Below are 15,312 nucleotides of genomic sequence, written 5' to 3'. Positions count from 1 at the left end.
AAGAATTGAATTTATCGGCCGGCTGTGGAAAGGCTCTGCGCCAAATACGTGCCGGCGCAATCGGCCAATCCGAAATCACTGAGGAAGTGCAATGACGAAGTGGGTGTATGGGTTCGGCGACGGCAAGGCCGAAGGCGAACAGAGCATGAAGAACCTGCTGGGCGGCAAGGGCGCCAACCTGGCGGAGATGTCGAATCTGGGCCTGCCGGTGCCGCCCGGTTTCACCGTCACCACCGAAGTCTGCACCTATTATTACGCCAATGACCGCAGCTACCCGCCGGAGCTGAAGGGCCAGGTCGAAACGGCCCTGGCCGAGATCGGCCGCATCACCGGCAAGGCCTTCGGCGATGCCGAGAATCCGCTGCTGGTCTCGGTGCGCTCGGGCGCGCGCGCCTCGATGCCGGGCATGATGGATACGGTGCTCAATCTCGGCCTCAACGACACCACGGTCGCTGCGGTGGCGGCGGCCTCCAACAATGAGCGCTTCGCCTGGGATTCCTACCGGCGCTTCATCACCATGTTCTCGGACGTGGTGCTCGGCGTCGACCACGGCCATTTCGAGGAGATCCTCGACACCTATAAGGAGCGCAAGGGCTATGTGCTCGACACCGACCTCCAGGCCGCGGACTGGAAGATACTGGTCGGCCAATACAAGGCTCTGGTGCTCGAAGAGCTCGGCAAGCCCTTCCCCGAGGATCCGCAGGAACAGCTCTGGGGCGCTGTCGGCGCTGTCTTCGCTTCCTGGATGAACGCGCGCGCCATCACTTATCGCTCGCTGCACGCCATCCCCGCCGAATGGGGCACGGCCGTCAATGTGCAGGCCATGGTGTTCGGCAATCGCGGTGATACCTCAGCCACCGGCGTCGCCTTCACCCGCAACCCGTCCACCGGCGAGCACGCGCTCTATGGCGAGTTCCTGATCAACGCCCAGGGCGAGGACGTGGTGGCCGGCATCCGCACGCCGCAGCCGATCTCCAAGGCCGCCGCGCAGGCAGGCGCCTCGAACAAGCCCTCGATGGAAGAGGCGATGCCCGCCGCTTTCGCCGAATTCGTCGGCATCACCAAGGTGCTCGAGAAGCACTACCGCGACATGCAGGACATCGAGTTCACGGTCGAGGACAACAAGCTGTGGATGCTGCAGACGCGTTCCGGCAAGCGCACGGCCAAGGCCTCGCTGCGCATCGCGGTTGAAATGGCCAAGGAAGGCCTGATCACGCAGGAAGAGGCCGTCGGCCGCATCGACCCGGGCGCCCTCGACCAGCTTCTCCATCCCACCATCGACCCCAAGGCCGAACGCATCGAGATCGCGCGCGGCCTGCCAGCCTCCCCTGGCGCGGCCTCCGGCGAGATCGTCTTCACCTCCGACGAGGCCGAAGCCGGCAAGGCAGCCGGCAAGACCGTCATCCTGGTGCGCCAGGAAACCAGCCCGGAGGACATCAAGGGCATGCTGGCCGCTTCCGGCATCCTCACCCGTCTCGGTGGCATGACTTCGCACGCCGCCGTGGTGGCCCGCGGCTGGGGCAAGCCCTGCGTCTCCGGCGCGGGCAGCATCCGCGTCGACACCGCCACCGGCACGCTGGTGGCTGGTGGCAAGACCTACAAGAAGGGCGACGTCATCACCATTGACGGCTCGACGGGACAGGTGCTGGCCGGCAAGATCGCCATGGTGCAGCCCGAGCTCTCCGGCGAGTTCGCCGAGCTGATGACCTGGGCCGACGGCGTCAGGCGCATGAAGGTACGCACCAATGCCGAAACCCCGGCCGATGCCCGCCAGGCGCGCAGCTTCGGGGCCGAGGGCATTGGCCTGTGCCGCACCGAGCACATGTTCTTCGACGAGGGCCGCATCGTCTCCATGCGCGAGATGATCCTGGCCGACGACGAGAAGGGCCGGCGCGCCGCCCTCGCCAAGCTCCTGCCGATGCAGCGCGAGGATTTCCGCCAGCTCTTCGAGATCATGTCGGGCCTGCCGGTCACCATCCGTCTGCTCGACCCGCCGCTGCACGAGTTCCTGCCGCATTCGGAAGACGAGGTCGCCGAAGTCGCGGCCGCGATGGGAGCCTCGGCCGCCAAGCTCAGGGCCCGCGCCCAGGAACTGCACGAGTTCAACCCGATGCTCGGCTTCCGCGGCTGCCGCCTGGCGATCGCCTTCCCGGAAATCGCCGAGATGCAGGCGCGCGCCATCTTCGAGGCGGCGGTCGAAGCTGCCGCCTCGACCGGCCAGCCGGTGACGCCTGAGATCATGGTGCCGCTGGTGGCGACGCGAGCCGAACTCGACCTCGTCAAGGCGCGCATCGATGCCATGGCGCAGGCGGTGGAAAAGGAGAAGGGCGTCAAGCTGGTCTATCAGGTCGGCACCATGATCGAGCTGCCGCGCGCGGCCATCCGTGCTGGCGAGATCGCCGAAAGCGCCGAATTCTTCTCCTTCGGCACCAACGACCTGACGCAGACCACGATCGGCATCTCGCGCGACGACGCGGCCTCCTTCCTCGGCACCTATGTGCAGAAGGGCATCTTCGCCATCGATCCCTTCGTCTCGATCGACCAGGAGGGTGTCGGCGCGCTGGTGGAGATCGGCGTCGAACGTGGCCGCAAGCAGCGGCCCAATCTCAAGCTCGGCATCTGCGGCGAGCACGGCGGCGACCCGGCCTCGATCGCCTTTTGCGAGCGCACCGGGCTCGACTATGTCTCCTGTTCGCCCTTCCGCGTGCCGATCGCCAGACTGGCGGCCGCACAGGCCGCGCTCGAGGCCAGGAAATAGACGGGAAACGTGCCGGATCCCGTCTCGGCCCGTCCTGATGCCGGTCGCTATGCGCTGTCGCTGCGCAAGACGGGATTGGGCGACCGGCTCGTCTGTCTCTGCGCAGCCTGGCGTTTCGCGCGTCTGAGCGCGCGCACGCTGGTGGTCGACTGGCGCCACGCCCGCTATGCGCCGGGCGCCGGCAACCTTTTTACCCACTGCTTTGAAGCCGGGCCCACGCTTGCCGGCGTGCCGCTGATCACCGGCGACGAGCTCGATACCGCCGATCTGCCCCGGCCGGCCTATCCGCCTGCCTGGGAACAGCCGGGCATGCTGGCCATGCCCTGGCTGATGCCGACCGATTCCTATCCCGAGGAACGGGACAAGGCGGTGGCCGCGATCCTGGCCGGCGAGGATTTTCCAGCCGCGACGGTCGCCTTCCATGCTTGCCTGTCGAGCGAGCATTTCCCCTTCGCCGACGCGCATGCCTGTCTCGCAGCCCTGCGTCCCCTGCCCGCCATCGCCGCAGCGGTCGAGGATTTCCGGCGAACCCAGCTTCCACAAGCGCCGGTGATCGGCCTGCACATGCGCCATGGCAATGGCGGCGACATCATGGGGCACGCGCCTTCCTGGCATTCCTTCGACGCCGCCCTCCAGCGCTGCCGGCGGGCCGTCGAGGCCGCTCGCGCCAGGCTCGGCCACGAGGCCCCGGTACTGCTCTGCACCGACAGCGTCGAGGTGGAGACCGCTTTCAGGGCCCAGGTACCCGGCGTGATCTGCCGTCCCAAGACCTATCGCCCGCCCGCCGCCGGGGAACTGCACGCGCCCGGTGCCGCCGCAGCAGGCTTCGAGGACGCCCTGGTGGAAATGCTGCTGCTGGCCCGCTGCGATGCCCTGATCCGCTACCCCGCCGGAAGCTTCTTTTCCTTCTACGCGGCGATCACCCAGGCGAGGCCAGACGCCGCCCCGGCAACGGTCGGAGCCTTGCAGCAGCCCTTCGATCGGGCGGATCCGCTGTCTCCCGCCCTCCTCGTCTGAGCGAGCGCTGCCGTCAGTTTGCCGGCGGCGCCGTGACCATGCCCTGGCCGATATCGACCTCGAGGACATCCGCGGGGAACACGTTCCGGCGAGCGCTGGCGAGAATACGGGCGCCGACGCTGGCGGCACTGGCGCTGATGCCCTTCTGCTCGAGCGCCTGCCACCACAAGGCGGCGACGCCCGACACATGCGGGCAGGCCATGCTGGTGCCGCTGATGGTATGAAGGCCGCCGCCAGGCCAGGCCGAGGTGATGTCGACCCCGGGTGCCGCCACTGCCGCCAGCATGTTGGAAAAGGGCGCCACCTTGTAGGTGTCGGCGTCCCGCCCGATCGCAGCCACCGCGATCACGCCATCGGCCGCGGCCGGCAGGGATGCGGCGATGCGATAGGGCGTCACGGCCGCCCGCTTGCTCTCATTGCCCGCCGCCGCCACCACCAGCGGCGAGGTGCCGAGGGCGCCATGGGCCTTGAGCATGGCCATGATGGTGTCGAGCATGCGCAGATTGCTGCGATAGCCGACCAGTGCCATCGAGGTGGCCGGCTCGATGTCCCAGCCCTCCGAGGTCAAGTTTTTCACCAGGCCCGGGAAATCGAAGCCGAGCGACATGGAGACGATGTCGGCCTTCTCGCTCAGAGCCCATTGCAGGGCTTCGAAGACCATGCCGGAATCGCCCTTGCCATCATTGCGGAGCACCTTGCCGATCAGGGCCTTGCCGACACCGCGCGCAATGCCGATACGCTGGCCGCCGACGTCGCGGCCAAAAATGGTGCCGGCGCAGTGGGTGCCGTGACCCTTGACGTCGCCATTGCCGCTGCCGGTGAAATCCTTCTCGACCAGTGTCACGCCGGCAAAGGCCGGATGGGCCGCATCGATGCCGGTATCGAGCACGGCAACCGTGACCCCAGCGCCGGTAAAGGGGCTGGCATCGGCGCCGACAGCCGCAATCCCCCAATCCGCGCCGGCCACTGCCGGTGCGGGGCTGTCGAGAGGCTCGATCAGCGCCGTCGGCATGTTCTCGGCATAGGAGGTATCTGGATCGGCATCCAGCTCGGGCAGGGCATGGTCGGGCAGGTTCTCGACCGTGATTTCCGGCGGCTTGGGCTGGAGCCTCTCAAGCCCCATCCGACCGGGTGCGTCCGCCTTGGGTCGACGCAGAATGACATAGGATCTCATGACTTCCCCCTGCCTGCCGTCGTGCCGAACGTTCCGGCTCTTCTCATGCAACAGCGGGCGTTATCACGCCGTGACAACGCCCGACTGGCCTGTGGGCTGTTTTTCGGGATGCTTTGCCCCTGCCGGTCGCGTCGATATAAGGACATGATGGCCGGCTCATCGTCGGCGCGACAAAGGGGGCCCTTGCATGTCGGGACTGGCACGAATTCTTGCGATCATTGCCGTCATCGTGGTTGTCGTCGGGCTGGTGGTCAGCGGCGGCATCAACACCATTCCCACCGACGAGGAAAAGGCCAAGGCCGCCTGGAGCGAAGTGCAGAACCAGTATCAGCGCCGCGCCGATCTGGTGCCCAACCTGGTCGAAACCGTGAAGGGCTATGCCAAGCAGGAAGAAAAGGTGCTGACCGAAGTGGTCGAGGCCCGCGCCAAGGCGACGAGCGTGAAGATCGATGCCAGCACGATCACCGATCCCGACAAGTTCAAGCAGTTCCAGGAGGCCCAGCAGGGCCTGTCCGGTGCTCTCGGCCGCCTGATCGCCTTGCGGGAAGCCTATCCGGACCTGAAATCGAACCAGAACTTCCTGTCGCTGCAATCGCAGCTCGAAGGCACCGAGAACCGCATCGCCGTGGCGCGCAAGGACTATATCGAAGCGGTCCGGGTCTTCAACACCGACCTGCGCACCTTCCCGCAGAGCATCTACAAGGCGATCTTCTACAGCGGCACCAAGCCGATGGAGACCTTCAGCGCCGCACCGGAAAACCAGGCGGCTCCCAAGGTGAACTTCAACTGAGGCTTCGAAGCGGATGTATGGACGCGTCCTTTTTGGTGTGCCGGTCTTCTCAGCTCCATCTCGCGATGGAGTTGAGAAGATCGGCACACCATTTTGCGCCGCCGTCGCCTTGCTGCTTTTCTTCCTTTCCTCCGCCTTCGCCCTCGACTTTCCCGCGCTGACGGATCGCGTGGTCGACCAGGCGGGCATAATTCCTGCCGGCGAGCGCGCCAGCCTCGACCAGTCCCTGAAAGCGCTGGAGGACAAATCGAGCGACCAACTCGTCGTCGTCACCCTCAAGAGCCTGGAAGGCCTGGAAATCGCCGATTACGGCTATCAGCTCGGCCGTCATTGGGGCATCGGCCAGGGCAAGCTCAACAATGGTGTGCTGCTCATCGTCGCCCCCAATGAACGCAAGGTACGCATCGAGGTCGGCTATGGGCTGGAAGGCACGCTGACCGACGCGCTCTCCAGCGTGGTCATCCAGCAGGCCATCCTGCCCAAGTTCAAGGCTGGCGACATGCCGGCCGGCATCAAGGCCGGTGTCGCCGCCATCGAGGACGTGCTACTCAACAATGAGAGCGAATGGAAGCAGCGTGCCAAGGATGGCGCGCGCAGTGACGAGGGCCTCGATCCGCAGACCGTCTTCGTGATTCTCTTCGTCCTGTTCTTCATTTTCGTGATCGCCTCCGGCTGGATCGATTCCTTGCGCGGCGGCCCCCGTGGACCGGGCGCCAGGCGGCGCGGCTCCGGCCCCATCTTCATCCCGACCTCGTCGGGCTGGGGCGGCGGTTCGAGCTGGGGCGGTGGGGGAGGATCGTCCGGCGGCGGCTTTTCGGGCGGCGGCGGCTCCTTCGGCGGCGGCGGTTCGAGTGGGAGCTGGTGAGATGACCCGGGTGCTGACCCAAGACGATCACCGGCGCATTGCGGCGGCCATCACCGAGGCGGAAGCGAACACGTCCGGCGAGATCTACTGCGTCGTCAGCCATGCCGTGGCGAGCTATCGCTGGATTCCGGTGACCCTGGGCGCGGTCGCGGTGCTCCTTACTCCTGTCCTGATCGGTGTGCTGGCACCCGGGTTGCTGCACGCCTCGCTGTTCGGAGCGGACTGGAGCAGCGGCAATTTCAGCCAGGTCGACATGGTTTCCGGCCTCAGGAAGGGCTTGCTCACTCTCAGCCTGATCCAGATCGCCGTCTTCACGGTGGTGACGGCCTTGAGCTGGCCGCGGCGCGTGCGGCTCTGGTTTGCGCCGTCGCCCATGCGCCGCCACAAGGTGATGCTGACGGCCCGCAGCCAGTTCCTGGCCCAGGGCCTGCAGCAGACTGCTGACCGCACCGGCCTCCTCATCTTCATCGCCATGGCCGAGCGGCAGGCCGTACTGATCGCCGACGAGGGCATCAATGCCAAGGTCGAGCAACAGGTCTGGGACGATACGGTCACCGGCTTGACCAAGGCTGCCGCGACCGGGCGTCTCGCCGACGGCCTGATTGCCGCTATCGGCCAATGCGGGGGCCTGCTGGCACAGCATTTCCCGCCCGAGAGCCAGCCGCGGAACCAATTGCCGAACCGCGTGGTGGAACTCTAGGGCTCATACCAGGTCGGATTGAAGCCGACTCTTCCTGGGATCACAGGCATTTCTGCCCGCTCTTGGAAGCGATTCGGCGGATGAATGGGAAGAGCCGCCAAGGATGCCCACGAGCGCTGACTTAAATCCGGCGAGCGCCAATTTCTTATCCTCCCCTGGAGGGTCGGCCTGGAAGGCCGGGGTGGGATGAAATTGCGCAATTTTTCGTTGATATGACTGCTTTTTCTGCCAAGAAATCACCCCACCCCGACACTGTGTGTCGACCCTCCCCCTCCAGGGGAGGATAAGAACCTGCGCCTTTGTCCGCAAAGTTAGCGCCTATGGGCAAGGATGCCTGCGATCCCAGAAAATAGCTCTTCGAAGGCCCGGTATTACCCGCCGGTCAGCGCCTCGTCGAAGCGGCGCCAACTGTCGGTGAGGTCGAGTACGGCTCGGCTGGCTCGGGCCTCGTCCATCTTGATGGCGGTCAGGCCCGCCGCGAGCGCGTCCACCACCGAGACCGGCAGCGGAGCGCCTTCGATCAGATGCTTGCCGATATCGGCGGCCATCTGCTCGTCCGCGCCGTAATGGGCCGAAAGCTCCGTCATCTCGTAGGTCTTGTCGACCAGCTTTTCCGAAGTGCGGGCGTCGTGCACCCGGAAGTAATTGCGCACGAAGTCCCCTTCCGCCATGCCCTTCGAGCCGATCACGCAGAAGCGCCGGAACTGGTCGGGAACGTTGATATTGGTGTGAAAGTTGAGCGCGACGCCGTTCTCGAATTCGACGATCGCCACCTGGAAGTCGATGATGTCGGCATCGGAGTCGAACACCTTGTCCGTACTCAGCCAGCCGCTCGGCTTGCGATGATAGACTTCGAGATCGTTGATGCCCTGGGCATTCGGGGCATTGCCCGGCAGGAAGGTGCGGCGGCCGCCAAAACTTGCCACCCGCACCGGGCGAGAGCCGACCAGGCCCTGGTAGAGGTCGATGTCGTGGCAGCATTTTTCCAGCATGAAACCACCGGAATAATGCTGGTAGCGCCGCCAGTCCCGCATGAAGAAGGCGCCGTGATAGGGCGCCAGATGCTCGGACGCCTCGATCGAGACGATGTCGCCCAGCACGCCCTCGTCCCGCATGCGGGTGAGATCGCGATAAAGCGAGGCATAGCGCAGCACCAGGCCGACCATCACGCTGTCGGTGCCGTGGATACGCAGGAGTTCGAGCAGCTTGAAGGTGTCCTCCTGCGAGGTCACCACCGGCTTTTCGGCGAAGACCTTCACGCCATGCTCAAGCCCAACCTGGATATGGCCGAGATGCATCGCATTGGGGGAGCCGACCATCAAAAGGTCGAGCTTTTCGGCGGTGAGCAAGGCCTCGGGGCTGTCATGAACCCGCCCCGCCTCGATGCCATGTTCCTTCATGTAGCCCAGGCCCGCCGGTGCCGGGTCGACATAGCCCACCACGGTGAAGCCCGGCACCATCAAGCTGAAGATGCGGGCGAGATAACCCATGCGATAGCCGAGCCCGATAATGCCGACCTTCATCGTTTCCGCTCCGTGACTGTTCAGACAATTCCTACAAATCTTCCACGACCGATTGAACAGACCATTGGTCGCATGAACAGGTCTCCCACAGCCTGGAGGTGCCTCATTTCACCGCTCCGGCCGTGAGGCCGTGGATGAAATTGCGCTGGAAGATCAGATAGACCACGATGATGGGCGCCACGATGATCACTGCGCCTGCCGTCAGGGTCGGAATATCGACGATATACCGGCCCTGGAAGAACAGCATGCCGATCGGCAGCGTGCGCACTTCGTCATTGTTGACCAGGATCAGCGGGATCAGGAATTCGTTCCAGGTCCAGATGAACAGGAAGAGCGCAAGCGTCGACATCGCCGGCTTCATCAAGGGCAGGATGACGTGGCGCAGCACCTGTAGCCGCGTGGCGCCATCGATCACGGCCGCATCGACGAGCTCGATCGGCAATTGCCGCATGGCGCTCGCCATGAACAGGGTCGCGAAGGGGATCGACATGCCGATCTGCGGCAGGATGAGCGCCCAATAGCTATTGAGCAGACCGAGCCAGCGAAACTCATGGAACAACGGAATGATGAAGGCCTCGGTCGGCACCATCATGCCGATCGTCAGCATCACGAAGAACGTGCGCTTGAGCGGCAGTGTGAGAAAGGCGAAGGCAAAGCCCGAGAGAATGCCGAGCATGACGGAAATGCCGACCACCGGCACCACCACCAGGATGGAATTGAGGAAATAGGTGTCGAAATGCCCGTCCACCCAGGCCCTGGCGAAATTCTCGAAATGCAGTTGCTGCGGCAGGGCGAAGGCGCCTGCCAGGACGTCCTTCTGGCTCTTGAGCGAGGTCAGCACCAAGAGCGCGAAGGGCGAGACGGTGAGCAGGGCAAACAGCCACATGAGAGCCCGAAGCGGCAGCAAGGCAGGCGCCGTGCGCGAAGAAGCGGCCATCAGCGCTCCCTCTCCCGCTCGGGCATGAAGCGATGGATCACGCCGTTCACCAAGAAAATCAGAATCGCCCCGACCACCGCCACCGCCGAAGCGTAGCCGTAGCGTCCGAGATCGAAGCCGAGCTGATACATGTAGAGATTGGGCACCAAGGTCGCATTGGCGGGGGCGCCTCGCGTCATGGTGAAGACGAGGTCGAAACTCTTGATCGAGAAGATGATGGTCAAAAGCAGAACGATGCGCACTTCCGGCAGCAGCGAGGGCACGCTGATGTGGCGGAAGGACTGCACGGGCGTGGCGCCATCGACCTTGGCGGCCTCGTAGAGCGAGGACTCGATGCGCTGCAGGCCAGACATGAAGATGGCCATGCAGAAGCCGGCATAATACCAGGTGGCGACGAGACCGACGGCCGGCAAGGCGAAGGTAAAGCTGCCGAGCCAGGGCAAAGCGAGCGATTTGAGGCCGATCGCCTTCAGGGCCTGGTTCAACGGTCCGAAGGCGGGATTGTAGAGCCAGCGCCAGATGATGCCGAGCACCGCGGTGGGCATCACATAGGGCATGAAATAGAGCGTGCGCAGGACGAGCTGCTCGCGCGAACGGATCGAGGTGACGACGGCGGCCATCACCAGGCCGAGCAGCAGGGGCAACGCCACATAGAAGATCAGCAAAACAAGGTTGTTCTTGAGCGCGATGTAGAACACCGGATCGGAGAACAGCGCGATATAGTTCTCCAGGCCGACGAAGCGCGGGGCGCTGATGCCGTCCCAGGCGGTAAAACCAAGGACGATGGAGCTGAGGATCGGCACCAGCACGAAGGCGCCATAAATCAAGAGCGACGGCAATACATAGAGAAGATTACGATATTTGGAGGCGTCGAGCATGGAGCTGTCTCGGATCCGATCCTGAGAGGCGCGAGAAGCCCTCTCCACGAAATGGGGAAGGCCGCCATATCTTCGAAAAGAAGATATGGCTGTTCACGACGAAGTCGTGACGGAGGTGTTGTGGCGGGCACCCCGCTCAGCGCGATAGTCTTGCACGACCGTCGTGCAAGCCTTCAAAGGCCATTCGCTGCCCGCCGCACCTCACCCGACCTCGCTTCGCTCGCCCCCCTCCGCTTCGCGGAGAGGGCAAGTCGTGCCTTCTGCGGCAAGGTCACGCGGCGTGAACGAGCCTTGTGTCCCTTATTTCTTCTGGCTGGCCATATAGCCCTGATAGTCCTTGTCGACGGCAGCAATGAAGACTTCCGGCGTATCCTCCTTGGCAATCACCCGGGTCAGGCCATCGGTTAAGGTCTTCAGCATGGTGGGGCTGGCCCAATCGGGATAGTGGCCAAGAGCATTGGCGGCATTCACCGTATTCCACACCTTGATGGTCTCGCCGAGCAAGGCGGGGATCTGGACCTTGTCGGGTTTTTCGAGGGCCGCCACCGGCAGATAGCCGGCCGCCGCCCAGGCCGCCGCCGCATCATCGGACAGGAGATAGTTGATATAGTCGCCGGCAAGGTCCTGCGTCGCCTTGTCCTTGGCGAGTGCCGTGATGGTCCAGGCCAGCTCGACGCCGCCGACAATGAGCGGGTCCTTCACGCTGGCTGCGGGCGGCAGTGCCATGAAGTGGATGTCAGGATTGGCCTGCATGTCGCCGAGCCGCCAGGTGCCGCTGATCAGAAAAGCGCCCTGCCCGCCCACGAAGAGCTGCACCGCATCGTCATCCGCGATGCCCTGGAAACCCTCGTTGAAGGCCCCGCCATTGGCCCAATCCTGAACCTGCTTGGCGGCGGCGACATTGCCGGGCGTGTTCCAGCTGCCGCCCCGGCCATAGACGAGATCGTCGAGGCTCTTGCGGTCGGCGGCGCCGATCATGGCCTGCGACAGGGAAGCAAACATGTGCAGGGCCATGTCGCCCTTGGTGGTGCCGATGGTGAAGGGCACGGCGCCCTTGGCCTTCAGCGCCTCCACATCCTTGGCGAGTTCGTCCAGGGTTGCCGGCGGCTTGTCGATGCCGGCTTCCTTCAGCACCTTGGCGTTGTAGTAAAGGCCGACCAGTTCGCCGAGGGCGGAGATGCCGTAAGTCGGCCCAGTGCCGAACTCACCCTTGTCCGACCAGCGGTCGCGCGCCAGCACGCCGTCGGACTGCTTCTTGTCCCAGCCATATTTGGCGATATAGGCGTCGATGGGCAGCAGCAGCTTCTCCTTGACCAGGGCCCCCATCTGCTGCGCGCCCTGATTGGCCTTGGTGACCGCCGGCCCGCCTCCGGAGGAGAGGGTCAGCTTGAGCGTCAGGCCCAGATCCTCGAAAGTGCGCGCCGTGCGGGCGATCTTCACCCCGGGATGGGCCGCCTCGAATTTGGCGTTGATCTCCGAGATGACCTTGGCCTGGGAAGGCAGGGCCTGATCGTCCCAGACGGTCAGCGTCTGTGCTCCCGCGCCGTGGAGGGTACTTCCCCACCACAGGGTGGCGACTGCCAGGCAAGGCAAAAGCCGACGCAATAGAGTATCGGTTCTCAAAGAAGACGTCCCAGTCCGCAACATCGGTGGTCCCTCTCTGCGTTGCGTTATGCTGGGCGCCGGTCACCGGTCCGACTTGGATGTGCGAACGGCCGCGCCCTTTCTTCGTTGGCGCTACCATCACGGGGAAGCAGGCGGTTGGCAAGTTGCAATTGTTCATTGGTAAGACGATAGTGCTGAAATGGCTGGCGTTTCAGCATCGGCCAAGTTTCGGGGAGACGACGTACAGGCGGGCTCCGTCCGCTTGAAACGGCAGTCCCCCATGATCGGCAGGGCTGGTGAGGGTTTCCTCCCGGCTCTTCCTTCCTCGCGTTCTGCACGGAGCCCCTTCTTGGCCGACACTGCCGTCATCCGTCCCGCCACCGAGGCCGACCGCCCTGCCCTCTACGAGATCTGCCTGCGGACGGCCGACAATGGTTCGGACGCCAGCCATCTCTATTCCGAGCCGCGCCTGCCCGGCTTCATCTGGGCCGTGCCCTACCAGGTCCTGGCACCCGACTTCGCCTTTGTGCTCGATGCAGGGAGCGGAGCCGTGGGCTATGTCGTGGCCGCGCCCGATACCGATGCCTTTGCCGACCGGCTGGATAGCGAGTGGTGGCCGCGGGTGCGCCTGCAGGTCGCCGGCATCACGCCCAGCAAGGCCAGTGACGAACGGGTGCTGTCGCTGATCCGCCGCCCAGAGCGCAAGGATCCAGCCATGCTCGCCGGCTATCCGGCCCATCTCCATATCAATCTGCTGCCGCCGTTCCAAAGCAGCGGCTGGGGCCGCCGCCTGGTCGAGACCGAACTCGCGGCTCTCAGGGCCAAGGGCGTGCCGGGCCTGCATCTGGGCGTCAGCGCCGGCAACGCCAAGGTGCTCGGCTTCTACGAGAAGCTGGGTTTTCGGGAAATCGCGCGGCCGGCAAGCATCTATATGGGCATGAAACTGTAGGAACGCTTCGAGCCGTCTCTCGAGTCACTTGGCGGAAAATCCCTGCAAGACCTTACGATTGCGTCCTTTTTTGCACTCGCGAGATCAGGTACCGCCCATGCGTGTTGCGTCGGGCTGCGGCAGGCTTATTCTTCGATCGACCAATCCATTTATCTTTGAGCGGACAGGCGATGCGCAAGGTCGATCCGAAGAAATACGAGGCCAAGCGCCGCCATATCCTCGATGCGGCGATCGCCTGCTTTTCCCGCAAGGGCTTCCACCAGACCTCGACGGCCGAGATCTGCGCCGAGGCCGGCATGAGTCCGGGCAACCTCTTCCACTATTTCGCGAACAAGAAGGCCATCATCGCCGCCATCGTCGAGGAGGAGGGACGGCAGACCAAGGTTCATTTCGATCGGATCCAGCGGGCGCAGGACCTGTTCGCGGAACTGCTTGAATTCATGGGCCTGATTCTCGAACTCGGCAGCAACAAGACCTATCTCAGGCTGCAGCTCGAAATCGCTGCCGAAGCCCTGCGCGATGCCGAGATCGGCGCCCTGGTCGCCGCCAATGACCAGGCGTTGCAGGATTCGCTCAGGATGCTCCTGCGCAATGCGGCGGTGCGCGGACAGGTCGATCCAACCCTGGCGCCGGCCGATGGCGCCCGCTGGATCGCCGCCCTGATCGACGGCATCTTCAATCGCTTCGCGGTGGATCCGGGCTTCGAGCTTCACCGCCAGAGGGACGTGCTGCAACTGCTGCTCACGCGCTTCCTGCGCCCGGGCGTCGTGACCTGACGATATCGGTCTGACCAGCCACCTTGAAAAATCCGCAATTGGCACCAATTATTAGATCGACTAGTCTATTAATTAATATGCACCATTGGTCAGCCAGCCATGAGCCGCTCCACCACCCCCGCCCGTCTCGCCAATGTCGACGCCCTGCGCGGCTTCGCCCTCTTCGGCATCCTTGTCGTCAACATCACCGCCTTCGCCTCGGTCTATTACGGGCGCGGCGTCACCGATCCAGCCTTCACCAGCCTGACCGGACGCCTGGTGGAAGGCCTGGTCTCCTTCGTCTTCGAGACCAAGTTCTACCTGCTGTTCTCCTTCCTGTTCGGCTACAGCTTCACGCTGCAGATGCGCTCGGCCGAGCGGGCCGGGGAACCGCTGGTGCCGCGCATGCTGCGCCGCCAGATCGGCCTGTGGCTGATCGGCCTCACCCATGCCGTGTTGCTGTTCCATGGCGACATCCTCACCACCTATGCCGTGCTCGGCGTCATCCTGCTGATGCTGCGGCATTGCAGCGATCGGGGTGCCATGCGCCTCGCTGCCTGGCTGATTGCGGCGACCGGCCTGGTCTGGGCAGCGCTCGGCGGGCTGCAATTGCTGGCGGGCGAGGCCGTCGATCCCCTCACCGTCCATGCCGAGGCGGCAGCGGCCCTCGCCGCCTATGCCGGCACGCCCGGCACCGTGATCGGCGCCCATCTGCAGGAACTCAGCGGAATCTGGGTCCTGCTGGGCCTGATCCAGGCGCCCTCGGCCCTCGCCATGTTCCTGTGCGGCCTCGTCGCCGGCCGGCGGCGGTTGTTCGAGCAGGACGAGGAGGCCCGTCCCCTGCTCCGCCGGCTGCTGCGCCATGCGTTGCTGATCGGCCTGCCGGGCAGCGCCTTCTACACCTGCACCTCGATGGCCCTGCCCGGCGCCGGCTGGGAAGTTCTGGGCCTGGCGGCCGGCATCCTAACCGGCCCCTTTCTCGCCGGCGGCTATATCGCGGCAGCCATGCTGCTGTTCCGCACCACGGTCGGCATGCGCCTCGCGGCCGTCCTCGCGCCTGCCGGACGGATGGCCCTGTCGAACTATCTCAGCCAGTCGCTCGCCTGCTCGCTGATCTTCACCGCCTATGGCCTCGGCCTGGTCGGCCAGCTACCGGCCCTGGGCGTGCTGGCGATCGCCGCCGTGCTCTATCTCTTCCAGCTTGCCTTCAGCGCCTGGTGGCTGCGCCACCACGCCTATGGTCCGCTGGAATGGCTGCTGAGGGCGCTCACCATCGCCGCGTTGCCGAGCTGGCGGGCCGTGCCGGTGAGGAGCGCATAGCTGACGTAGCGTCTTTCCGGCTTCCCATTAGGCCTCTTCCG

General features: G+C 64.6%; 13 protein-coding genes. 8 read left to right on the top strand and 5 right to left on the bottom strand.

The genetic code is table 11. The features are described 5' to 3' along the window. Positions 1-91 precede the first annotated feature (91 nt). Together ppdK and ACN6KF_RS02855 are read left to right on the top strand one after the other, a co-directional pair. Positions 92-2,758: a pyruvate, phosphate dikinase gene (gene ppdK / locus ACN6KF_RS02860; protein WP_434955380.1), complete on the top strand. Its 2,667-nt coding sequence runs from the start codon at positions 92-94 to the stop codon at positions 2,756-2,758. A 9-nt stretch (positions 2,759-2,767) separates the two neighbouring features. Continuing rightward, on the top strand, positions 2,768-3,775 hold the full coding sequence (locus ACN6KF_RS02855) for a nodulation protein NodZ (RefSeq protein ID WP_434955379.1): 1,008 nt from the start codon (positions 2,768-2,770) through the stop codon (positions 3,773-3,775). Positions 3,776-3,788: 13 nt separating this feature from the next. Here ACN6KF_RS02855 and ACN6KF_RS02850 read toward each other — a convergent pair whose 3' ends face one another. Further along, entirely contained in the window at positions 3,789-4,949 is a 1,161-nt protein-coding gene (locus ACN6KF_RS02850) for a S8 family peptidase (protein ID WP_434955378.1), read from the bottom strand. A gap of 187 nt (positions 4,950-5,136) precedes the next feature. On the opposite strand from ACN6KF_RS02850, the gene ACN6KF_RS02845 reads away from it, so the two are divergent. The 3 genes from ACN6KF_RS02845 to ACN6KF_RS02835 all read left to right on the top strand — a co-directional run bounded on the left by ACN6KF_RS02845 (position 5,137) and on the right by ACN6KF_RS02835 (position 7,304). Next, a complete protein-coding gene (locus ACN6KF_RS02845; protein WP_434955377.1) occupies positions 5,137-5,739 on the top strand; it encodes a LemA family protein in 603 nt (200 codons plus the stop codon). 109 nt (positions 5,740-5,848) lie between these two features. After that, positions 5,849-6,604 carry a TPM domain-containing protein gene (locus ACN6KF_RS02840; RefSeq protein WP_434955376.1) on the top strand — a complete coding sequence of 252 codons (756 nt, stop codon included), beginning with the start codon at positions 5,849-5,851 and terminating at the stop codon, positions 6,602-6,604. 1 nt (position 6,605) lies between these two features. Further along, entirely contained in the window at positions 6,606-7,304 is a 699-nt protein-coding gene (locus ACN6KF_RS02835; RefSeq protein ID WP_434955375.1) for a TPM domain-containing protein, read from the top strand. A 371-nt stretch (positions 7,305-7,675) separates the two neighbouring features. Here ACN6KF_RS02835 and ACN6KF_RS02830 read toward each other — a convergent pair whose 3' ends face one another. The 4 genes from ACN6KF_RS02830 to ACN6KF_RS02815 form a co-directional block, all read right to left on the bottom strand. Then, positions 7,676-8,827, bottom strand: a complete 1,152-nt coding sequence (locus ACN6KF_RS02830; RefSeq protein WP_434955374.1) for a Gfo/Idh/MocA family protein — start codon at positions 8,825-8,827, stop codon at positions 7,676-7,678. Between the two features lie 103 nt (positions 8,828-8,930). Then, positions 8,931-9,764, bottom strand: coding sequence for a carbohydrate ABC transporter permease (locus ACN6KF_RS02825; protein ID WP_434955373.1), 834 nt, complete (start codon positions 9,762-9,764; stop codon positions 8,931-8,933). Continuing rightward, positions 9,764-10,642: a carbohydrate ABC transporter permease gene (locus ACN6KF_RS02820; protein WP_434955372.1), complete on the bottom strand. Its 879-nt coding sequence runs from the start codon at positions 10,640-10,642 to the stop codon at positions 9,764-9,766. Before ACN6KF_RS02820 ends, ACN6KF_RS02825 begins: the two co-directional genes overlap by 1 nt. A 300-nt stretch (positions 10,643-10,942) precedes the next feature. Next, positions 10,943-12,247 carry an extracellular solute-binding protein gene (locus ACN6KF_RS02815; RefSeq protein ID WP_434955371.1) on the bottom strand — a complete coding sequence of 435 codons (1,305 nt, stop codon included), beginning with the start codon at positions 12,245-12,247 and terminating at the stop codon, positions 10,943-10,945. Positions 12,248-12,596: 349 nt separating this feature from the next. On the opposite strand from ACN6KF_RS02815, the gene ACN6KF_RS02810 reads away from it, so the two are divergent. From ACN6KF_RS02810 to ACN6KF_RS02800, 3 genes are all read left to right on the top strand, one after another. Then, the gene (locus tag ACN6KF_RS02810) at positions 12,597-13,196 is read left to right on the top strand and encodes a GNAT family N-acetyltransferase (protein ID WP_434955370.1); all 600 of its coding nucleotides are present in this window, start codon (positions 12,597-12,599) and stop codon (positions 13,194-13,196) included. Positions 13,197-13,366: 170 nt separating this feature from the next. Next, positions 13,367-13,972: a TetR/AcrR family transcriptional regulator gene (locus ACN6KF_RS02805; protein ID WP_434955369.1), complete on the top strand. Its 606-nt coding sequence runs from the start codon at positions 13,367-13,369 to the stop codon at positions 13,970-13,972. A 99-nt stretch (positions 13,973-14,071) separates the two neighbouring features. Beyond that, a complete protein-coding gene (locus tag ACN6KF_RS02800; protein ID WP_434955368.1) occupies positions 14,072-15,271 on the top strand; it encodes a DUF418 domain-containing protein in 1,200 nt (399 codons plus the stop codon). Positions 15,272-15,312: the final 41 nt, after the last annotated feature.

It is taken from the genome of Labrys methylaminiphilus subsp. lupini, assembly GCF_051161885.1.
GTDB lineage: Bacteria > Pseudomonadota > Alphaproteobacteria > Rhizobiales > Labraceae > Labrys.
The sequence above is the reverse complement of the archived record's forward strand: the minus strand, read 5'-3'. Positions and strand labels throughout refer to the sequence as shown.